This is a genomic window from Streptomyces sp. NPDC005863 (assembly GCF_042871345.1).
Lineage (GTDB): Bacteria > Actinomycetota > Actinomycetes > Streptomycetales > Streptomycetaceae > Streptomyces.
Genome location: NZ_JBIAII010000007.1, coordinates 170994 through 192158 on the forward strand (window position 1 = coordinate 170994; position 21165 = coordinate 192158).

A 21165-nucleotide genomic window follows, 5' to 3' on the forward strand; every position below is an offset into this window, starting at 1 on the left:
CCGTACGCCGCCGTACGCCGCCCACTCACGCCCGAGACGCCGCACCGTCTCCCGTCCCCTCCAGGAGAGGAGACCGCGCATGCCCACGACCGACGACCTGCCGAAGCCCGGGAAGCTGTTCACGCTGGGTCTGATCACCCAGCAGGCCGCACGGACCCACCCCGACTCGCTGTTCTACCTGGACCGCGCCTTCGACCTCGCGCCCGGCCTCGGCCTGCGCCCGACCTACGCCCAGGCCGCCGAGCTCGTCGAGGACACGGCCGCCCGGCTGTACGCCGCCGGGGTGCGCCCCGGCGACACCGTGGCCGTCTTCAAGAGCCACAACGCCGACATCCTCTTCCTCGCCTGCGCCATCGGCCGGGTGGGCGCGGTCCCCGCGATGCTCGCGCCGTTCCTGGAGTGGCCGACCGTGGTGACGATGATGAGCCGGCTCCGGCCGGACCACTTCCTCACCGACCCGGACATCCTGGCGCGCGCCGGGGACCACCTCGACGCGCTGCGCGAGCACGCCCCGTCCGTCCTGCTCACGCACGGCGAGGCGGCCGGGCTGCCCTCGCTCGCCGCCACGGCGCCGGGCGAGGCCCCGCCGTACCCGGACATCCCCGAGGACGCGCCCGCGCTGATCACCCACACCTCCGGCACCACCGGGGTGCCCAAGCTGGTCGCCGCCGCGCGCCGCGGCACCCAGCTGCCCATCAACACGCAGGCCAGGATGGCGAAGCTGCTGCGCTACCGCGAGACGTTCGCGATGTGCATCTCCTTCGTGCACGCCCGCACCTACGCGGCGCTCGCCACCGCGCTCCAGCTCGGCATCGGCATCGCGCCGCTCGCCGACGCGGACCCGGACAGCGTGCGCGAGGTGCTCTCCGAGTGCCGCCCCGGCTGCGTCGAGGCGCACCCCAACATGTATCTGCACTGGGAGGAGCTGGCCGGCCTTCCGGACGGCCCCTTCGAACGGGTGCGCATCTTCATGAGCACCTTCGACGCCATCCACCCGCGCAGCATCCGCACCCTGCTCGGCGCGAGCAAGCGGCGCTCGCCGCTGTTCATCCAGACGTACGGGCAGACCGAGACCGGCCCCGTCACCATGCGGATCTACACCCGCCGGGGCATCGAGAAGGCGGACGGCCGGTGCGTCGGCTTCGTCTTCCCGGGCATGACCAAGGCCCGCATCCGGCCCCGCCCGCAGGACGAGGGCACCCGCAACGGCTACATCCAGGCCAAGTCCTCCGGCGTCGCCCTCACCTACGTCGGCCAGCAGGAGCTGTACGACGAGCGGTACGACGACGACTGGTGGAACCTTCAGGACATCGGCCACAAGACCCGCTGGGGCTGTGTGCACCTGATGGACCGTGAGTTCGACCAGACGGACGGCCTGGAGAGCCTGCTGGCCGCCGAGGACCTGCTGATCGAGGCGCTCCCCGAGCTGACCGAGGCCGTCTTCGTCCGCGTCGGCGACACCGTACGGCCCGTGGTGAGCACCCGCCGCGACCTGCCCCTCGACCACGCCGCCTGGCGGGCCGCCGTCGCGGACCTGCCCGCGGTGCCGGGCCCGGTGCACGTCGCGTGGGAGCACATGCCGCACACCGCCACCTGGAAGGTGAAGCGAAACGTCCTCGCCGCCGGTCTGACCGACGGTTCGATCCCGGTGCTCGACGGGGTGTTGAGCTGAGATGACCACCCACCCCCTGACCGTTCCGCTGCCCCGGGAGTGGACCACCGGCGCCGGGGTGCGCGTCGAGCGCTCCCGCACCGCCGTCGACGGCGAACCGGCCCTGCGGGAGCTCGAGAACGCGCTGGACACCCGCAGGGGCGCCGTCCTGCGCTCCGACTACGAGTCCCCCGACCGCTACCGGCGGCACGCCGTCGGCTACACCGACCCGCCCGTCGAGATCGTGCTGCGCGCGCTGCGCACCGTGGAGGTGCGCGCCCTCAACGCGCGCGGTGAGGTGCTGCTTCCGGTGCTGCGCGCGGCGGCCCGGCGCACCCTGCGCGAGGTCGGCGACCTCACCGCCGCCGAAGGTCCCGGCTTCACCGGCCTGGTGCGCAGCACGCCGGGCCAGGACACGTTCAGCGAGGAGGACCGGTCGCGGCGGCCCGGCGCCTTCGACTTCGTCCGCGCGGTGCGCGACGCCCTGTCCGGCCCCGCGGGCGACTTCCTCGGCCTGTACGGGGCCTTCGGCTACGACCTCGTGCTCGCCTTCGACCCCGTGCCGCTGCGGCAGCACGGACGCGCGGGCCACGACCGCGACCTGGTCCTCCACCTGCCGGACGAGGTGACCGTCACCGACCCGGTGGCGGGCACCGCCTGGCGCCACCGTTACGAGTTCACGGCCCACGGCAGGAGCACGCACGGGCTGCCGCGGACCACGCCCGCCCAGCCGTACCGCGCCGGGGACCCCGCCGACCGCCCGGCCGGCGACCACGCGCCGGGCGAGTACGCCGCGCTGGTGGACGTCGCACGGGAACGGTTCCGCACCGGCGACCTGTTCGAGGTGGTGGCCAGCCGCACCTTCGACCGGCCGCTGCCCTGCCCGCCGTCGGAGCTGTTCCGGGCGCTGCGCGGCCGCAACCCCTCGCCGTACCAGATGCTGGTGAACCTCGGCGAGGGCGAGCACCTGGTGGGCACCTCGCCGGAGATGTTCGTACGGGTGCACGCGCGGCACACCTCCGACGGCACCGGCTGGCGCGTGGAGTCGGCGCCCATCAGCGGCACCGCGGCCCGCGGCCGGGACGCCCTGGAGGACGCCGAACAGGTCAAGGCGCTGCTCGCCTCCGAGAAGGAGGAGGCCGAGCTGACCATGTGCACCGACGTGGACCGCAACGACAAGTCCCGGGTGTGCGAGCCCGGCACCGTCCGCGTCATCGGCCGCCGCCAGCTGGAGATGTACGCGACGCTGATCCACACCGTCGACCACGTCGAGGGCGTGCTGCGCCCAGAGCGGGACGCGCTCGACGCCTTCCTCAGCCACATGTGGGCGGTGACGGTCACCGGTGCGCCCAAGCACGCGGCCGTCGCCTTCCTGGAGGAACACGAGCGCTCCCCGCGCCGCTGGTACGGCGGCGCCGTGGGCCGCGTCGGCTTCGACGGCACGCTGGACACCGGCCTCACCCTGCGCACGGTGCACGTGCGCGACGGCCTCGCCCGGGTGCGCACCGGGGCGACGCTGCTCTACGACTCGGTGCCCGAGGACGAGGAGCGGGAGACCGAGCTGAAGGCGAAGGCGCTCCTGGACGTGCTGGGCGCGCCGTTCGGCCCGGGGACGGCGGGTGCCTCGGGGGCGGTGGGTGCCTCGGGGGCGGTCCGCACGGCGGCCTCCGTCACGGGCGCGGACGACTCCGCGTACCGCCCGCGCGTGCTGCTCGTCGACCACCAGGACTCCTTCGTCCACACGCTGGCCGGGTACTTCCGGCAGGCGGGCGCCCGCGTCTCGACGTACCGCGGCGGCTTCGACAAGTCCCTGGTGACGGATCTCGACCCCGACCTGCTGGTCCTCTCGCCGGGTCCCGGCCGCCCCGAGGACCACGACACGGCGGGCACCCTGCGCGTCGCCGAGGACAACGGCATCCCGGTGTTCGGGGTCTGCCTCGGCATGCAGGCCGTCGTGGAGTACCTGGGCGGGCGCCTCGCGGTGCTCGACCGGCCCTTCCACGGCAAGCCGTCGACGGTCTCGGTGGTGGACGGCGGCGGGGAGCTGCTGCGCGGTCTGCCGCCGCGCTTCACCGCGGGCCGCTACCACTCCCTGTACGCCGACGCCGCGGCCCTGCCGCCCGGCCTGCGGGTCACCGCCCGCTGCCCGGACGGGGTGGCGATGGCCGTCGAGCACGCGACCCGGCCGCTGGCGGGCGTGCAGTTCCACCCCGAGTCCCTGATGACGCAGTTCGACGGCCACGGACAGCGGCTGATCGACAACGTCCTCGCGCGCCTGGCGCGGCGGCCGCGGCCCGTCGGCAGCGTGCCCCGTGCGTGATCCCCGTATGTGATCCCCGTATCTGATCCCCGTATCTGATCTTCCGTGTGTGATCTTCCGTGTGTGATCTTCCGTGTGTGTTGGAGAGAGGTTCACGAGCATGACTGACACCGTTGCCCCGGCCCGGGCCGGCGCCGCCGTCCGGCGGACCTGGCAGGCCCCCGGCGAGCTGCACCCCGACGACCGCCGCGAGTTCGGCGCGATGCTGCGCTACTGCCTGGACGGCACCGACGAGAGCCGGATCGACCTGGAGTCCGTGCCGCGCATCGAGTTCGGCGCCGCCGACGACGCGGACGCCGACCGGGTCGAACGGCTGCTCGGCGAGGCCTTCAAGCGCTTCGCGGGCGCCCCGCAGCGCACCCCCCGTACCCGCCTCGACCGCTGGGACCTGCCCGTCGAACCCGCGCCCGCCGCCGTCACCGGGCCGCTCGGCACCACCCCCGCCGACGGCCGCGTCGGCCCGGGCCTGTTCGTCAGCGGCCCCCGCAACGCCCTGCTGATCCGCGCCCTGGAACGGCTCCTCGGGCAGACCGCCGCGCGGCTCGGCGCCGCCGAGTACACGGTGCCCGCGCTGCTGCCCTGGACCACGCTGGAGAAGGCCGGCTACACCGGCAACTTCCCGCAGCACATCACCGCCGCCGGCGTCGTCCGCCCCGACCTGGACGCGCTCGACCGCTTCGGCGCCGCCACCGATCAGGCCGCCCGCGCGGCCGAGTTGGAGTTCACCCCGGTCGCCCTCGCGCCCGCCACCTGCCTGGGGCTCTTCGAGCGCTTCCAGGGCGCGCGCCTCGACGAGCCGCTGACCGTCACGGCCACCGGCCAGTGCAGCCGTTACGAGGGCAGGGCCACCGCCGACACCTCGCCGACCCGCCGCTGGTCGTTCAGCATGCGCGAGATCGTGTACGTCGGTGACCGGCCCGGCGCCCGCGCCTTCCACGCCCAGGTGCTCGAGGAGCTGCTCACGCTCGCCGAGAGCCTCGGCCTGCCGTGCAAGGTGCAGCCCGCGTCGGACCCGTTCTTCACCAGCGCCCGCCCGCAGATGGCCCAGTACCAGGCGGCGATGGACGTCAAGTACGAGCTGGTGGGGCGGATGGCGCACGACGGCTCGGAGGTCGCGGTCTCCTCGCTCAACTACCACAACCAGCACTTCGGCAAGGGCTTCGACATCGCCTTCGCCGGGCAGCCGGGCTTCTCCGTCTGCTGGGCCTTCGGCCTGGAGCGCTGGGCGGAGTGGCTCGGCGGCTACCTCGGCGACGACCCGACGGGGTGGCCGGCGCAGCTGCGCGAGCAGTGCTGACGGCCGGCTGACCCGGGCGCGCGCCCGGGTCAGCCCCTGGTCAGGACCGGTCAGGACCCGTCAGAACCGGCCGGGACCGGTCATCGCCTGGTCAGCCCCGGTCAGCGCCAGGCTTCCTCGAAGTTCCGCCGAGCCCGGTGCAACCGCGACCGCACCGTGCCCACCGGCAGGGAGAGCACGCGCGCCGTCTCCCGCTCCTCCAGGCCGTAGACGGCGCGCAGCGTGAGGATGTCCCGCTGGTGCGAGGGCAGCCGCTCCAGTACGTCGGCGATGGCGACGCCCAGCGAGGGGTCGGCCGGGGACGGCTGGTCGACCAGTTCGGCGGTCGCGGTCCGCCCCGCCCGCCGCGCGGTCCGCGCGGCCTCCCGCACCGTCACGGCGCGCACCCACCCGTAGAACGCCGCGGGCTCCTTGAGCGTCCGCAGCCCCCGGTACACGGCGAGCAGCGACTCCTGGACCGCCTCGGGCCGGTGGCCCGCGTCCACCGAGGAGCAGAGCCGCCGTACGAACGGCGTGATGTGGAGCAGCAGATCGTTCACCGCGCGGTGGTTTCCCGCCTGCGCGTTCCTGATCAGATCGTCGACCGACTGGACCGTGACCTTCTCGTTCATTCCCCCGCCTTGCCTACGTGTCGCAATGACCGATGAATTCACGGGGGAGTGCACGCGTCGAAAGCAGCGCGTCCCCGCCGAATCCGGCAAGGACGCGCCGACGGCAGCCGGAATATCCGGCTCCGCAATGTCCAACCCCCGTGCCGTCGAGGCTAATGACGCAGGTGCACGGAACAAGCAATTCACACTGGCTGGATTCCGCCATGGCAAAAATTCGCCATCTCACCCGCCGTCCGTTCGTCTCACGCGTGTCCCAAAAGCGGAGAGTCCGACCCGATGGTCACAAGTCCGTTGCACAGCGGGTGATCTGACTCTCACTTACTGCTCACCCTCGGCGCCTCCGCTCTAGAGTGAGCGCCTACGCGTCGGTAACCGCCGGAGGGGCCGCTCTGTGAGAAACCGTGCAGCCGGCACGGACGCCCAGGTGTCCGAAGCCTCACGGCTCGCCGTCTATATGGAGCTCCGTGAGCGCGGCGGTTCCGACCCCGAAGAGCTGACCGACAGTTTCGGACTGTCCCGTTCCGAGGCGCGCGCCACCTGGGCCTCGCTGCGCCGCCTCGGATTGGTGAGCTGGCCCGCCGAACCGGGCGCCCGCGTCGTTCCGGTGGATCCCGAATTCGCGCTGATGCGCATGCTCCGACAGCAGCAGGACATGGCGCAGCGCAGCCTGGAGGAGTCCCTGCGGATGCACGAGGCGATGGAGTCGCTCCTGGAGGTCTACCTCCCGGCCACCGGCTCCTCCCACTCGCGCGTCGAGGTCACCGCCGCCGGCACGATCGACGAGATGGTGCAGGCCCTGCACGACGTCACCGACTCGGCCCGCGCCACCCTGCGCACCGCCTACGCGGAGAGCAGCCTCCCGGCCCGGCTGCGCCGCAGGATCGGCCCGCTCCGGCAGCAGATGTTCGACCGGGGCATCCAGGTCCGCTCGGTCCGGCTCCGCCGGGACTCGATGTCGCCGGGCACGTACGACTCCTTCGGCCGCCTGGTGGCCGCGGGCGTGGACCTGCGGCTCGCCTCGGTCATCCCGCTCAACATGGTGATCATCGACTCCGACTACGCCGTGCTGCCCGCCGCCGACGACGCGTCGCACAGCTGCCAGCTCACGATCCGCGGGGCGCCCCTGGTCAGCGCGTTCTCCGCGGTGTTCGAGCACACCTGGCGCGAGGCCACCCCCTTCGCCCCGGAGGGCGAACGCTCCCCCACCCACCTCTCGACCGAACAGCGCACGCTGGTGCAACTCCTGGCCGACGGCATGAAGGACGAGGCCATCGCGCGCACCCTCGGGGTCTCGCCGCGCACCGCGAGCCGCCTGATCGCCGACCTGATGCAGCGGCTCGGCGTCACCAGCCGCTTCGCCGCGGGCGCCCGCGCCGCCCAGTACGGCCTGCTGACCCCGGTCCGCCCCCCACACATCACCCCGGCCCCGGCCCCGGCACCAGCCCCGGCACCGGCCCCCAGCGCTCCGTAACGGCCGCGGCGGGACGCGCCAAAAAAGCCCCTCCGAACCACGTTTCCGCAGTTCAGAGGGGCTTTACGGTGTGGAGCCTAGGGGAGTCGAACCCCTGACATCTGCCATGCAAAGACAGCGCTCTACCAACTGAGCTAAGGCCCCGAGAGTGACACCGTCACCGGAAGAATCACCTCCCGGCGTGCGTCGCAGACCAGAGTACCGGGTCACCCCCCGGATCCCGCAAAAGGATTGGGGGTCCCGGTCGACGACCACGCTCCGTAAGATGCACGACGTGGTTCGCGGCAGCGAACCGCGGTCTTAGGGGAAGCGATGGGGAGACGCAATGGACGCCGCACAGCAAGACACCACCGCGAGAGCACGAGAGCTCCAGCGGAACTGGTACGGGGAGCCGCTGGGGGCGCTCTTCCGCCGACTCATCGATGACCTCGGCCTGAACCAGGCCCGCCTCGCCGGAGTCCTCGGCCTCTCCGCACCGATGCTCTCCCAGCTGATGAGCGGCCAGCGCGCCAAGATCGGCAACCCGGCCGTGGTCCAGCGCGTCCAGCTCCTGCAGGAACTGGCCGGCCAGGTCGCCGACGGCAGCGTCAGCGCCGCGGAGGCCACCGACCGCATGGACGAGATCAAGAAGTCCCAGGGCGGCTCGGTCCTCACCAACACCGCCCAGACGGCGACCAGTTCGGGCGCCCCCACGGTCAAGCGCGTGGTGCGCGAGATCCAGTCACTGCTGCGCTCCGTGGCGGCGGCGGGCGACATCATCGATGCCGCGGACTCCCTCGCCCCGACCCACCCGGAGCTGGCAGAGTTCCTCCGGGTGTACGGCGCCGGGCGCACCGCGGACGCGGTCGCCCACTACGAGGCGCACCAGAGCTGAGCCGTCGACCGGGCCGCCCCGCGGCCCGGGAGGGGAGCGGAGCGCGACCATGGGTGAGGTCTTCGCCGGCCGGTACGAACTGGTCGACCCGATCGGACACGGGGGAGTCGGAGCGGTCTGGCGCGCCTGGGACCACCGGCGCCGCAGGTACGTCGCCGCCAAGGTGCTGCAACAGAGCGACGCGCACTCCCTGTTGAGGTTCGTACGGGAGCAGGCCCTGCGGATCGACCACCCTCATGTGCTCGCGCCCGCCAGCTGGGCCGCCGACGACGACAAGGTCCTCTTCACCATGGACCTCGTCGGCGGCGGCTCGCTGGCACACGTCATCGGGGACTACGGCCCGCTGCCGCCCCACTTCGTCCGCACCCTCCTCGACCAGCTCCTCTCCGGCCTCGCCGCCGTCCACGCCGAGGGTGTCGTGCACCGTGACATCAAACCGGCCAACATCCTGCTGGACGCCACCGGCGCCGGGCGCCCGCATCTGCGGCTGTCCGACTTCGGCATCTCGATGCGCAAGGGCGAGCCCCGGCTCACGGAGACCGACTATGTGGTCGGCACCCCCGGCTACTTCGCCCCCGAGCAGATGATGGGCGCCGAACCGCACTTCACCGCCGACCTCTTCGCCGTCGGCCTGGTCGCCCTGTACCTCCTGGAGGGCGCCAAGCCGGACGCCAAGGCACTCATCGAGTACTTCGCGGAGCACGGCACACCACGGGCCCCGCAGGGCGTGCCCGAGCCGCTCTGGCAGGTCATCGCCACGCTGCTCCAGCCCGATCCCCAGGCGCGTTTCCGTACCGCCACGGGGGCACGGAAGGCGCTGGCCTCGGCCGCGGAGGTGCTGCCCGAGCCCGGCCCCGACGACGAGCGCATCGAGATCTTCGACCAACTCCCTCCGCTTCCATCCGGTTTCGCCCCCGAGGGCCCGCTCCCGTCAGCGCCGCGTGCGGGCGGCCCGCATTCCCGCGCACGGCATGCGCGTCCCGTTCCTCTACCTGGCCCCGGGGGTGGGCCTGGTCCTCTACCTGGCCCCGGGGGTGGGCCTGGTCCTGTCCCTGGTCCCACGGTGCCCCCACCGCCCAACCGTGCTCCTGACCCCACCCCGGGGTTCATGCGTCCCGCGCCGAGTCCCGTCGCCGGCCCCGTACCGAATCTCCCTCCGCAGTCCGCCCCGGACACCGGCAGCTTCCACCTGCTGCCACCCCCACCACCGCCGCAGCCCCAGGAACCGCCACAGCCGTCCACTCTCCCTACTCCGATGCCCTTACAGACCCCCGCACCCGTACCCGCACCAGCCCCTGTCCCCGTACCTGTCCCCGCCCCCATAACCGCGCCCGCACCCCACGTGCACACCCACGCCGTGACCTCCCCGGCGCACCGCGCTCACGCTCCTACTCATCCATACGTCGCACGTGCCGCCCAGGTTCCGCCTCGCCCGGGACCTCACCCGAAAGTGGCGGTGCCCATGCTGCTCGTCGCCCTGACCTGCCTCACCGTAGGCTTCTGGGCCCTGACGCAGCTCTGACTTCCCGGCCCGCACGCGCCGGCTCAGCCGCCCTCGCCGCCTCGGCCGCCCTCGCCGCCCTGCGCCGTGCGATCAGGACCCACAGACCGAGCACACCCAGCAGCGTCACGCCGGTGCCGATTCCCGTGGCGGCGACCACCGCCATCAGCCCGTTCACCCCGTCGTCCCCGGTTCTGGCACCTCCGCCGCCGGCCTTCTCCCCGCGCTCCGCGGCCTCCGCGTCCCGCTCCGTGACGCCGAAGTCGTCCGCGGGCACCGGCGACCCCACGTACGCGGGCCCGGGCCGCGGCGCACCGTCGACGTCCACCCGCAGCGTCAGATCCAGCGGGGCGTCGCCGAACTTCTCCGCGACCTGCGGGCTGAGGTGCACCGACAGGTAGTACCAGCCGGCGAACCGCATCGCCGAGACCCCGTCGGTCAGGGAGAACCGGTTCTCGTACGCGACCGGCGGCAGCGGATCCAGCACGGCCGACTTCTGCCTGCCGTCGTACGCCGCGTCGGCGTCGTCCACCTCGGCGCGCACCGGGTTGGACAGCGACATGACCAAGGCGGACGAGACGTACCCCGTATCGGAGGACCCCCGACCGATGCCGCCCCCATCACCCGCACCACCCACACCCGCCGACCCATCCGCACCACCGATCGCGCCCCCACCACCCGCGCTGCCGAGCTCAGCCGTGACCGAGAGTTGCTGCCCCCAGTCGACCGGTACGCGGTAGAAGAGGGTCTGTCCGGGCTTGATCCCGGCCCCCCAGACGCCCTTGCCGAGGCCCCGCGCCTCGCCGAAGCCCGCGCCGCCCTGGCGCACCCTGCGCTCACCCGACGGCGGTACGGGCGCCGCGGAGTTCCAGGTCTCCGGCGGTGCCGTCGCACCGCCCGTCCGCAGCACGGGTTCTGACGCCACGTGAAGTTCCAGGTCCCAGTCGCCCTGCGCGGCTCCGGAGGACGCCCTGGTCCGCTCGACGACCACGTAATACGTACCGGCCCCCGTACAGCTCTTCTCGTCGGGCCCGACCCTGCGTACCGCGGAGGCCGTGATCGGGCGCGGGCTCTCCGAAGAGCCGAACCGCGCCTTCTCCGCCTCCACAGGACTGCAGTTGTTGCCGTCGGCGTCCTGGAGGGAGACCTGGACCCCGTCGGCGTAGGTCACCCGGGCCCCGGGCCGCGGCACGGCGGTCACCGCGACGTACGCGTTCTGTTCCGCCGTCAGCTCCAGGCGGTAGAAACGCCGCCCCGCGCGCGGGAGGGCGCTTTTGTACGTCTTGCCGGGTCGGAGCCGATGCCCCTCAAGGTTGCTCGTGGCGCCCTCGACCGTCTCGGCACCCGCGGCGAAGGCGTACGCCCCGGGATCTCCCACCGCAGCCCCGACGGCCCCGGCCTGCGCAGGAAGCACCGCGACAGCGCACAACGCGGTGACCGCGGCGGCAACAACCCCAACCCGACCCCGGCCCCGTACCGCCACCCCAGGGCACCCGCCCAGCCGCCGCCCCATCACGCGCCACCCCTCGTCGCGAACTCAGCCGACCCACCCGCACCGACCCACTCGCCCGGTCCCGACCGTCCTGCCCGCCCGGGACCGCCGGGACACCACCGCGAACCCGCCATCGGCGCGAGCGCCCCGCACCCGCCCGCACGCTCCGGTGGCGCTTAAAGAATCAACTGATTTCGGAAGCGAAAGAGGGTGAATCCGCTGTTGTCACGGGCGCACCCGCCATCCGGGTTCCCCGCCCCGGATCACCACCACGACCGACCCGCACTAGCACCCGTTCCACGAACGCTCGCTCCCCGCCCGATCCGGAGCAGCACAAAGCCCCGGCCGCAAATGCGACCGGGGCCTGTGAAGTGACTGTCGTCGATACTCACGAACCCGTGGGCACGGAGTCAGTCGCCTCCGTCCACAGATCCTGCTCGGCGCGATCCGCCTGGATCTGGCGGTACACGAGGAGCCCGCCGATGGCGGCCAGTGCGACCAGGAGAAGCTTCTTCACCGCGCGACCTCGTCTTTCCTTGACGTAGGGGACTTCTGGCGCCCGACTATACACACCGAGCGATATCGATCGGTGACCTGGATCCGCCTCAACTCCCGCCCCGCACACAGCAGTCGAAACCGGACCCGGGAACTCCGCGGGGAACCCGTCCCACTGTGATTTTCGCCGCTTTGCCCCTCTCTCGGCGCCCTTGAGGCCAAACGGGTGGTGTTCATCTGAACATCGACGCCACGCGAGCGTCGGTCCACCACTCGCGGCCTCACATACACATCATGAGGAAAGTACGCAAATCGCCCAACCCGAATTGAGGGGCCATGACCGGCAACAAGGCCATGAAACTGTGGACCACGATCGTCACCGCATTCCTCGCGCTCTTCGCCGCGATGGGGCTCACCACGACGGCCACCGCGGCCACGGCCCCACAGGAGACCACGAACGCACGCACCGCCACGGTGTGCGCGCCGACGCCGATGATGGCGGCCCTCTGGTCGGCGGCGTACGAACGGTCCCTGCCGCCGACGATGAAGCAACGCATCCGCGCCGAGGCCCACGGCTCGTCCCCCAGCTGCCGGCACCTGCCCCCGACGGACACGGAAGCCGAAGCTGAGGCCACCACCACCGAACCGGGCCTGGCCGCAGAGCCGTAACCCGGCCCCCAGGGCCCGCGCCCTCCCCGAACCCCAGAAGACCCCCGGCCCCAGGCCGGGGGTCTTCTCACGTCCGCGGCCTACCCGGCACACCCTGCGCAACACCCACGGCACACCGGCAGCACACCAGCACACCCTGGGCACAGCACAGCGGGAGTCACCGCTGATGCCACCCATGGACGCCAAAGCCCCCCAAAGACCCCAGGGCCCCAGGATCCCAGGCCCCCAAGGACGCCAAAAACCCCCAACCATGATCGGTTGGGGGTTTTCGTGCTGTGGGGCTAACAGGATTTGAACCTGTGGCCTCATCCTTATCAGGGATGCGCTCTAACCAACTGAGCTATAGCCCCGCCGCGCTGCGGTATGTCCCGCGCGCTGACCTCTGAAGATTAGCGCACCTGGGCGCCAGTCCCAAAATCGATGCCCGCGCGCGGGGGAGCAGCCGCTACTCGTCCTCGGCGAGGGTCAGCTCGACGCCGCCCACGAAGCCCGCGGAGAGGTTGTAGATGAACGCGCCCAGGGTCGCCAGCGCGGTCGCCAGGACGACGTCGATGACCGCGATGATCGACGTGAACAGCAGGACGCGCGGCAGGGAGAGGAACGACTGCAGGTCGAATCCGTTGGACTCGTTCGAGCCCGTCGCCTCGGAGATCGTGCCGCCCACCGTGGAGAAGACGCCCATGGCGTCCATGACCATCCACAGGACGGCCGCCGCGACGATCGTGCAGATGCCGAGCGCGATGGAGAGCAGGAAGCTGACCTTCATCACCGACCAGGGGTCGGCCTTGGAGACCCGCAGCCGCGCCTTACGGGTGCGCGGCGTCGTACGTGCCCCCGTGCGCGGCCGGCGTACCGCGCCGGACGGGGCGCCCTGCTGGTACGCCTGCGGCGGGTGGTACGGCTGGGACGACTGCTGCTGAGGCTGACGCTCGCCGGGCAGCGCCCCGCCTCGGGTATCCGTCACAGTCCCCCCCTGGGATCCATGAGACTCGTTCGAGTCGTGTGCATCAGTGGCTGAGCCACGGGCACCGTCCGTACCGGTAGTGCCGGTCCGCTTTGCCTCGGCGCCCGTGGCTCCGCTCACGATGACTCACTCCTCGCGCTACTCGGCCGAGGAGTCCGTGCCCTCGTCCGTACCGGTGACCGGCTCGGCGGCGTCCGATTCGTCGACGACGATGTCTCCGTCGACTTCCTCGGCCTCGCGCCCGGCCTCGGCGTTACGAGCGATACCGACCACGGCATCGCGCTTGCCCAGGTTGATCAGTTGGACGCCCATGGTGTCACGGCCCGTCTCCCTGACCTCGTTGACTCGCGTACGAATCACACCGCCGGACAGCGTGATGGCGAGGATCTCGTCCGTCTCCTCGACCACCAGGGCGCCGACGAGCTCGCCGCGGTCCTCCACGATCTTGGCGGCCTTGATGCCGAGGCCACCGCGACCCTGGACGCGGTACTCGTCGACGTTGGTCCGCTTCGCGTACCCACCGTCGGTGGCGGTGAAGACGAACGTACCGGGGCGAACCACATTCATCGAGAGCAGTTCGTCGCCGTCGCGGAAACTCATGCCCTTGACGCCCGACGTGGCGCGGCCCATCGGGCGGAGCGCGTCGTCCGTTGCGGTGAACCTGATCGACTGGGCCTTCTTGCTGATGAGGAGCAGGTCGTCCTCGGCCGAGACCAGCTCGGCGCCGATCAGCTCGTCGTCCGAACCGTCGTCCGTCTCACGGAGGTTGATGGCGATGACGCCACCCGAACGAGGCGAGTCGTAGTCCTTGAGCGGCGTCTTCTTGACGAGGCCGCCCTTGGTGGCGAGCACCAGGTAGGGCACCGCTTCGTAGTCCCGGATCGCGAGGATCTCGGCGATCTGTTCGTCCGGCTGGAAGGCGAGGAGATTCGCCACGTGCTGGCCGCGCGCGTCGCGTCCGGCGTCGGGCAGCTCGTACGCCTTGGCGCGGTAGACGCGGCCCTTGTTGGTGAAGAACAGCAGCCAGTGGTGTGTCGTCGACACGAAGAAGTGGTCGACGATGTCGTCCTGCTTCAGCTTCGTGCCGCGCACGCCCTTGCCGCCGCGCTTCTGCGAGCGGTAGTCCTCGGTCTTCGTGCGCTTGATGTAGCCACCGCGCGTGATGGTGACGACGATGTCCTCTTCGGCGATCAGGTCCTCGATGGACATGTCACCGTCGAAGGGCACGAGCGCCGAGCGACGGTCCTCGCCGAACTTGTCGACGATCGCCGCGAGCTCGTCGCTGATGATCTGGCGCTGCTTCTCGGGGGAGGCCAGGATCGAGTTGTACTCGTTGATCTTCGCCTGGAGCTCGTCGTGCTCGGCGACGATCTTCTGGCGCTCCAGGGCGGCGAGCCGGCGCAGCTGCATCTCGAGGATGGCGTTGGCCTGGATCTCGTCGATCGACAGGAGGCCCATCAGGCCCTCGCGCGCGATGTCGACCGTCTGGCTGCCGCGGATGAGCGCGATGACCTCGTCGATGGCGTCCAGAGCCTTCAGGAGGCCACGCAGGATGTGCGCCCGCTCCTCGGCCTTGCGCAGCCGGTACTTCGTACGGCGGACGATGACCTCGACCTGGTGGGTCACCCAGTGCCGGATGAACGCGTCCAGGGAGAGGGTGCGCGGCACGCCGTCGACCAGGGCCAGCATGTTGGCGCTGAAGTTCGACTGCAGGTCGGTGTGCTTGTAGAGGTTGTTGAGCACGACCTTGGCGACCGCGTCGCGCTTGAGGACGATGACCAGGCGCTGACCGGTGCGCGAGGAGGACTCGTCGCGGACGTCGGCGATGCCGCCGACCCTGCCGTCCTTGACCAGGTCGGCGATCTTCTGCGCGAGGTTGTCGGGGTTGGTCTGGTACGGGAGCTCGGTGACCACCAGGCACTGGCGGTTCTGGATCTCCTCGACCGCGACGACCGCGCGCATCGTGATGGAGCCACGGCCCGTGCGGTACGCCTCCTCGATGCCCTTACGGCCCACTACAAGGGCGCCGGTCGGGAAATCGGGGCCCTTAATGCGCTCGATAAGGGCGTCGAGCAGCTCCTCGTGGGAGGCGTCGGGGTGCTCCAGGGCCCACTGCGCGCCCGCCGCGACCTCGCGGAGGTTGTGCGGCGGGATGTTGGTGGCCATGCCGACCGCGATGCCCGCCGAGCCGTTGATCAGCAGGTTCGGGAAGCGCGCCGGCAGAACCGTCGGCTCCTGGTTGCGGCCGTCGTAGTTGTCCGTGAAGTCGACGGTCTCCTCGTCGATGTCACGAACCATCTCCATGGCCAGCGGCGCCATCTTGCACTCGGTGTACCGCATGGCGGCCGCCGGGTCGTTGCCCGGGGAGCCGAAGTTGCCGTTGGAGTCCACCAGCGGCATCCGCATCGACCACGGCTGGGCGAGGCGCACCAGGGCGTCGTAGATGGAGGAGTCGCCGTGCGGGTGGTACGTGCCCATGACGTCGCCGACGACGCGGGCGCACTTGTAGAAGCCCTTCTCGGGGCGGTATCCGCCGTCGTACATCGCGTACAGGACGCGACGGTGGACGGGCTTCAGGCCGTCCCGTACGTCGGGCAGCGCGCGGGACACGATGACGGACATCGCGTAGTCGAGGTAGGAGCGCTGCATCTCCGTCTCGAGCCCGACGGGCTCGACGCGCATGCCCACACCGGGAACGGCGGGCTCCTCTTCGGGCATCACAGGGGTGTTTTCGTCGGCCATTACTGGTCAAAGTCCTTTCGAGGTGCGGCTCGTACGGGCCGACTCAGATGTCGAGGAAGCGGACGTCCTTGGCGTTGCGCTGAATGAACGAGCGCCGCGCCTCGACGTCCTCTCCCATCAGCACCGAGAAGAGGTCGTCGGCCTGTGCCGCGTCGTCCAGGGTGACCTGGCCGAGCACGCGGTGTTCCTGGTCCATCGTCGTGATGCGCAGCTCCTCGGCGTTCATCTCGCCGAGACCCTTGAAGCGCTGGACCGAGTCGTCCTTGATGCGCTTGCCGGCCTGGCGGCCGAGCTCCACCAGGGCGTCGCGCTCGCGGTCGGAGTACGCGTACTGGAAGTCGTCCCGCGACCACTTGATCTTGTACAACGGCGGGCGCGACAGGTAGATGTGCCCGGCCTCGACCAGCGGCCGCATGAAGCGGAACAGGAAGGTCAGCAGCAGCGTGTTGATGTGCTGGCCGTCGACGTCGGCGTCCGCCATCAGGATGATCTTGTGATAGCGGAGCTTCTCGATGTCGAAGTCCTCGTGCACACCGGTGCCGAAGGCGGAGATGAGCGCCTGGACCTCCTGGTTGTGCAGGATCTTGTCGACGCGCGCCTTCTCGACGTTCAGGATCTTGCCTCGGATGGGCAGGATCGCCTGGTACATCGGGTTGCGGCCGGACTTCGCCGAACCACCGGCGGAGTCACCCTCGACGATGAAGATCTCGCACTGCGTCGGGTCGTTCGACTGGCAGTCGCTCAGCTTGCCCGGCAGCGACGCCGTCTCCAGGAGCCCCTTGCGGCGGGTCAGGTCGCGCGCCTTGCGGGCGGCCACCCGCGCGGTGGCGGCCTGGATGCCCTTGCGGATGATGTCCGCGGCCTCGTTCGGATTCCTGTCGAACCAGTCCGTGAGGTGCTCGTGGACGACCTTCTGCACGAAGGTCTTCGCCTCCGTGTTGCCCAGCTTGGTCTTGGTCTGGCCCTCGAACTGGGGCTCGCCCAGCTTCACCGAGATGATCGCGGTCAGACCCTCGCGGATGTCCTCGCCCGTGAGGTTGTCGTCCTTCTCGCGAAGGAGCTTCTTCTCGCGCGCGTAGCGGTTCACCAGACCCGTCAGCGCGGCCCTGAAGCCCTCTTCGTGCGTACCGCCCTCGTGCGTGTGGATGGTGTTCGCGAAGGAGTACACGCCCTCGGTGTACTGCGAGTTCCACTGCATGGCGATCTCGGCCGAGAGCAGACGGTCCTTGTCCTCGGCCTCGACGTCGATGACCGTGGGGTGGATGACCTCGCCCTTGCGGGAGTTGAGGTACTTCACGAAGTCGACGATGCCGCCTTCGTAGTGGTAACTCACCGTGCGGGGCTCGTCGTCGGCCGCCTCCGCCGTGTCCGCGCCCACCACGGCCTTCGCCGACTCGCGCTCGTCGGTGAGTTTGATCGTCAAACCCTTGTTGAGGAACGCCATCTCCTGGAAGCGCCGTGCCAGCGTCTCGAAGGAGTACTCGGTCGTCTCGAAGACGTCGGGGTCGGCCCAGAAGGTGACCGTCGTGCCCGTGTCCTCGACCTGCTCGTGCTGGGCCAGCGGGGCCGTCGGAACGCCCAGCTTGTAGTCCTGGGTCCAGCGGTACCCATCGGTCCGGATGTCTACGGCCAGCTTGGTCGACAGCGCGTTGACGACCGAGACGCCGACGCCGTGCAGACCGCCGGAGACGGCGTAGCCGCCGCCGCCGAACTTGCCGCCCGCGTGCAGCACGGTCAGCACGACCTCGACGGCCGGCTTCTTCTCGACGGGGTGAATGCCCACCGGGATGCCACGGCCGTTGTCGATGACACGAACGCCGCCGTCGGCGAGGATCGTGACGTCGATGGTGTCCGCGTGCCCGGCCAGGGCCTCGTCGACGGAGTTGTCGACAACCTCCTGCACGAGGTGGTGCAGGCCGCGCTCACCGGTCGAGCCGATGTACATGCCGGGTCGCTTGCGGACCGCGTCCAGACCCTCGAGGACGGTGATCGCGCTGGCGTCGTACGAGGGCGGTGCCTCGCCGTTCTCGCCGGCGGCGGTGGACGGGATGTTCTCGTTGGGGTTGCCGGAATCGGCCACGAAGCGCCCTTTCTGGCACAGCACAAGCCAAGCTCCCGGCGGTGGCCGGAGCGGCTGCGTCGTTCAGCGATAGTCAGCGTTGCTCGGTGCGTCCCACAAGTGGGGCGGGATTAGCTTCCAGTCTACCGGTAGCGCTGACAGTGATGGGGGTTTGCCGGTACCTGAGTCCGCATGTGCCGTCCTGAACGGGACTCGGCCGACTCCCCATATGCGGAACGGGGCTCCAAAGGGCTCACAGCGGCACTCAGCGCTTTGGGACGTCAACCGCCAGCTACCGTCGCCGGCGGGCTCATCCGTAGGTGTCGCCGGGGCCCGTGCTTCCGGGGGCGCGCAGGGGTCCGAAGCGGCGCGCGGGGCCCTGGGGACCGAGCACCTTGATGAGGCGCACGGTGCCCTGCCCCAGGTCCTCGTTGAGGCGTGCGACCAGCTGCGGAGCCATCAGCCGCAGCTGCGTGGCCCACGCCGTCGAGTCGCACTGCACGGTCAGGACGCGCTCGTCCTCGTCGTACTTCTGGGGTACGCAGTGGTTGGCCAGGTCGTCGCCGACGATCTGGGGCCAGCGCCCCATCACGCCGCCCACCGCGGCCGGCGTCTCCCAGCCGCGCTCGGTGATCAGACGGTTGATCGCGGAGCCGAGCGGCAGCGGATCGCGCCCGTCGGCGCGCGCGCCGGACCGCAGCCCGCCGCGGCGGGCCTGCTTCTTCTGCTGCGCGGCGTCGCCACGCGCGCGTGCCTGTTCTTTGGCGGCCCGCAGGGCGACCCTCGCCAGGTCGACGCCGGAGGGCTCGGGCGTCTTCGGCGCCTCGGCGGGCCCCGGGGCGCTCTCGGCGGGCTCCTCGGCGCTCATACGCGCTCCACCGCGCCGTCCGCCACCGCGTAGCGCGTACCGCTGAGCACGCCCGGGACGTCGTCGTCCACCGCGGCGGTGACGAGTACCTGCTCGCCCGGGGCCACCAGCTCCGCGAGACGCTCCCTGCGGCGCGCGTCCAGCTCCGCGAAGACGTCGTCGAGGACGAGTACCGGCTCGTTGCCCTCGGCCCTCAGCAGGTCGTACGAGGCCAGGCGCAGCGCCAGCGCGTACGACCAGGACTCGCCGTGGCTTGCGTACCCCTTGGCGGGGAGCTGGCCGAGCTTGAGGACGAGGTCGTCGCGGTGCGGGCCGACCAGGGTGACGCCCCGCTCGATCTCCTGCTTGCGGGCCTCCTCCAGGGCGGCGGTCAGCTGCTCGTAGAGGGCCTCGCGCGTGTGCCCGTCGCCGGGCGCGGAGGGCTTGTACTCCAGCGAGACCGGGCCGCCGCCGGGCGCCAGCTGCTCGTAGGCCTTGTCGGCCAGCGGCTGCAGCGCCGAGATCAGGTCGAGCCGCTGGGCGAGCAGCTCGGCGCCCACGCGCGCGAGGTGCTGGTCCCAGACGTCGAGGGTGGACAGGTCCATGGTGCGGCCGCCGTGCCGGCGGGCGAGAGCGGCCGACTTCAGGAGGGTGTTGCGCTGCTTGAGGACCCGGTCGTAGTCGGACCGGACGCCGGCCATGCGCGGCGACCGCGCGGTGATCAGCTCGTCGAGGAAGCGCCGCCGCTCCCCGGGGTCGCCCTTGATCAGCGCGAGATCCTCGGGCGCGAACAGCACGGTGCGGACGATCCCCAGCACATCGCGCGGCCTGACCTGTGAGGACCGGTTGATGCGCGCGCGGTTGGCCTTGCCGGGGTTGAGTTCGAGCTCGATCAGCTGCTGGCGCTCGCCCTGACGGACGGCCGCCCTGACGACGGCTCGCTCGGCGCCCATGCGCACCAGGGGGGCGTCCGAGGAGACCCGGTGGCTGCCGAGGGTGGCCAGATAGCCGACGGCCTCGACGAGGTTGGTCTTGCCCTGGCCGTTGGGGCCCACGAACGCGGTGACGCCCGGGTCGAGCGGAACCTCGACCCGGGCGTACGAGCGGAAGTCGGCCAGCGAGAGATGCGTGACGTGCATGGTGTGCGCCGACCTCCCCCGGCCTACTTCACTTGCTTCAGAGGCCTGTGGGAAACGGCTGGCGTTCCCCACAGGCTGTGGATCAGTTCTCGCTCTTGGACTCCACCGCGTGGCCGCCGAACTGGTTGCGCAGCGCGGCGATCATCTTCATCTGCGGGGAGTCGTCCTGGCGCGAGGCGAACCGCGCGAAGAGCGAGGCGGTGATGGCCGGCAGCGGCACCGCGTTGTCGATGGCGGCCTCCACCGTCCAGCGGCCCTCTCCGGAGTCCTGCGCGAAGCCGCGCAGCTTCTCCAGGTGCTCGTCGTCGTCCAGGGCGTTGACCGCGAGGTCGAGCAGCCAGGAACGGATGACCGTGCCCTCCTGCCAGGAGCGGAAGACCTCACGGACGTCGGTGACGGAGTCGACCTTCTCCAGGAGCTCCCAGCCCTCGGCGTAGGCCTGCATCATCGCGTACTCGATGCCGTTGTGGACCATCTTCGAGAAGTGGCCCGCGCCGACCTTGCCCGCGTGCACCGAACCGAAGTCGCCCTCGGGCTTGAGCGCGTCGAAGGCCGGCTGGACCTTCGCGATGTCCTCGGCGTCGCCGCCGTACATCAGCGCGTAGCCGTTCTTCAGGCCCCAGACGCCGCCGGAGACGCCGCAGTCCACGAAGCCGATGCCCTTGGCCTTCAGCTCCTCGGCGTGCTTCTCGTCGTCCGTCCAGCGGGAGTTTCCGCCGTCCACGACGACGTCGCCGGGCTGCAGCAGCTCGCCGAGCTCGTCGATGGTGGACTGGGTCGCGGCTCCGGCCGGAACCATCACCCACACCACCCGCGGGCCCTTGAGCTTGCCGACCAGCTCCTCGAGGCTGGAGACGTCAGCGACGTCCGGGTTGCGGTCGTATCCGATGACGGTGTGACCTGCGCGGCGGATGCGCTCGCGCATGTTGCCGCCCATCTTGCCGAGGCCGACGAGACCGAGCTCCATCAGAGGTTCCTTCACTAGCGAGGTGGCGTTACGGCACTTTCGTACCTGCGTCCGAGCCTACGCCCG

Annotated in this window: 16 protein-coding genes and 2 tRNA genes; 7 read left to right on the forward strand and 11 right to left on the reverse strand. The window is 70.9% G+C overall.

The window, feature by feature from the left end; all coding sequences use genetic code 11:
• The first annotated feature begins 79 nt into the window (after positions 1–79).
• The 3 genes from ACFYO9_RS24565 to ACFYO9_RS24575 all read left to right on the forward strand — a co-directional run bounded on the left by ACFYO9_RS24565 (position 80) and on the right by ACFYO9_RS24575 (position 5268).
• Positions 80–1672, forward strand: coding sequence for a class I adenylate-forming enzyme family protein (locus ACFYO9_RS24565; protein ID WP_358778423.1), 1593 nt, complete (start codon positions 80–82; stop codon positions 1670–1672).
• Between the two features lies 1 nt (position 1673).
• Entirely contained in the window at positions 1674–3971 is a 2298-nt protein-coding gene (locus ACFYO9_RS24570; protein ID WP_358778424.1) for an anthranilate synthase component I, read from the forward strand.
• A gap of 100 nt (positions 3972–4071) precedes the next feature.
• The gene (locus ACFYO9_RS24575) at positions 4072–5268 is read left to right on the forward strand and encodes a hypothetical protein (protein WP_358778425.1); all 1197 of its coding nucleotides are present in this window, start codon (positions 4072–4074) and stop codon (positions 5266–5268) included.
• 101 nt (positions 5269–5369) lie between these two features.
• Here ACFYO9_RS24575 and ACFYO9_RS24580 read toward each other — a convergent pair whose 3' ends face one another.
• The gene (locus ACFYO9_RS24580) at positions 5370–5879 is read right to left on the reverse strand and encodes an RNA polymerase sigma factor (protein ID WP_358710000.1); all 510 of its coding nucleotides are present in this window, start codon (positions 5877–5879) and stop codon (positions 5370–5372) included.
• A 391-nt stretch (positions 5880–6270) separates the two neighbouring features.
• Here ACFYO9_RS24580 and ACFYO9_RS24585 point away from each other — a divergent pair, with 391 nt between their 5' ends.
• Positions 6271–7350 carry a LuxR C-terminal-related transcriptional regulator gene (locus ACFYO9_RS24585; RefSeq protein WP_388666575.1) on the forward strand — a complete coding sequence of 360 codons (1080 nt, stop codon included), beginning with the start codon at positions 6271–6273 and terminating at the stop codon, positions 7348–7350.
• Between the two features lie 71 nt (positions 7351–7421).
• On the opposite strand, the gene ACFYO9_RS24590 is transcribed toward ACFYO9_RS24585, so the two are convergent.
• Positions 7422–7494: transfer RNA gene (locus ACFYO9_RS24590), tRNA-Ala, on the reverse strand.
• Between the two features lie 181 nt (positions 7495–7675).
• On the opposite strand from ACFYO9_RS24590, the gene ACFYO9_RS24595 reads away from it, so the two are divergent.
• Together ACFYO9_RS24595 and ACFYO9_RS24600 are read left to right on the forward strand one after the other, a co-directional pair.
• Entirely contained in the window at positions 7676–8224 is a 549-nt protein-coding gene (locus ACFYO9_RS24595) for a hypothetical protein (protein ID WP_055527494.1), read from the forward strand.
• Positions 8225–8273: 49 nt separating this feature from the next.
• Complete coding sequence (locus tag ACFYO9_RS24600; protein WP_358778427.1) at positions 8274–9746, forward strand: serine/threonine-protein kinase; 1473 nt, start codon at positions 8274–8276, stop codon at positions 9744–9746.
• Here the strand turns inward: ACFYO9_RS24600 and ACFYO9_RS24605 are convergent.
• Both ACFYO9_RS24605 and ACFYO9_RS24610 read right to left on the reverse strand, forming a co-directional pair.
• On the reverse strand, positions 9712–11103 hold the full coding sequence (locus tag ACFYO9_RS24605) for a hypothetical protein (RefSeq protein ID WP_358778428.1): 1392 nt from the start codon (positions 11101–11103) through the stop codon (positions 9712–9714). The two genes, ACFYO9_RS24600 and ACFYO9_RS24605, sit on opposite strands and share 35 nt — an antisense overlap.
• Before the next feature lie 502 nt (positions 11104–11605).
• The gene (locus ACFYO9_RS24610; protein WP_003999697.1) at positions 11606–11734 is read right to left on the reverse strand and encodes a DLW-39 family protein; all 129 of its coding nucleotides are present in this window, start codon (positions 11732–11734) and stop codon (positions 11606–11608) included.
• 314 nt (positions 11735–12048) lie between these two features.
• Here ACFYO9_RS24610 and ACFYO9_RS24615 point away from each other — a divergent pair, with 314 nt between their 5' ends.
• Positions 12049–12381, forward strand: coding sequence for a DUF6344 domain-containing protein (locus tag ACFYO9_RS24615; RefSeq protein WP_358778429.1), 333 nt, complete (start codon positions 12049–12051; stop codon positions 12379–12381).
• Positions 12382–12657: 276 nt separating this feature from the next.
• Here the strand turns inward: ACFYO9_RS24615 and ACFYO9_RS24620 are convergent.
• The 7 genes from ACFYO9_RS24620 to gnd form a co-directional block, all read right to left on the reverse strand.
• Positions 12658–12731: transfer RNA gene (locus ACFYO9_RS24620), tRNA-Ile, on the reverse strand.
• Positions 12732–12826: 95 nt separating this feature from the next.
• Complete coding sequence (locus tag ACFYO9_RS24625; RefSeq protein WP_355812170.1) at positions 12827–13465, reverse strand: DUF3566 domain-containing protein; 639 nt, start codon at positions 13463–13465, stop codon at positions 12827–12829.
• 18 nt (positions 13466–13483) lie between these two features.
• Positions 13484–16087, reverse strand: a complete 2604-nt coding sequence (gene gyrA / locus ACFYO9_RS24630; RefSeq protein ID WP_355812167.1) for a DNA gyrase subunit A — start codon at positions 16085–16087, stop codon at positions 13484–13486.
• A 43-nt stretch (positions 16088–16130) separates the two neighbouring features.
• The gene (gene gyrB, locus ACFYO9_RS24635) at positions 16131–18191 is read right to left on the reverse strand and encodes a DNA topoisomerase (ATP-hydrolyzing) subunit B (protein WP_355812163.1); all 2061 of its coding nucleotides are present in this window, start codon (positions 18189–18191) and stop codon (positions 16131–16133) included.
• 265 nt (positions 18192–18456) lie between these two features.
• The gene (locus tag ACFYO9_RS24640) at positions 18457–19014 is read right to left on the reverse strand and encodes a DciA family protein (protein WP_355812160.1); all 558 of its coding nucleotides are present in this window, start codon (positions 19012–19014) and stop codon (positions 18457–18459) included.
• The gene (gene recF / locus ACFYO9_RS24645) at positions 19011–20132 is read right to left on the reverse strand and encodes a DNA replication/repair protein RecF (RefSeq protein ID WP_355812156.1); all 1122 of its coding nucleotides are present in this window, start codon (positions 20130–20132) and stop codon (positions 19011–19013) included. Before recF ends, ACFYO9_RS24640 begins: the two co-directional genes overlap by 4 nt.
• 82 nt (positions 20133–20214) lie before the next feature.
• Entirely contained in the window at positions 20215–21099 is an 885-nt protein-coding gene (gene gnd / locus ACFYO9_RS24650) for a phosphogluconate dehydrogenase (NAD(+)-dependent, decarboxylating) (RefSeq protein ID WP_355812153.1), read from the reverse strand.
• Between the last annotated feature and the right edge of the window lie 66 nt (positions 21100–21165).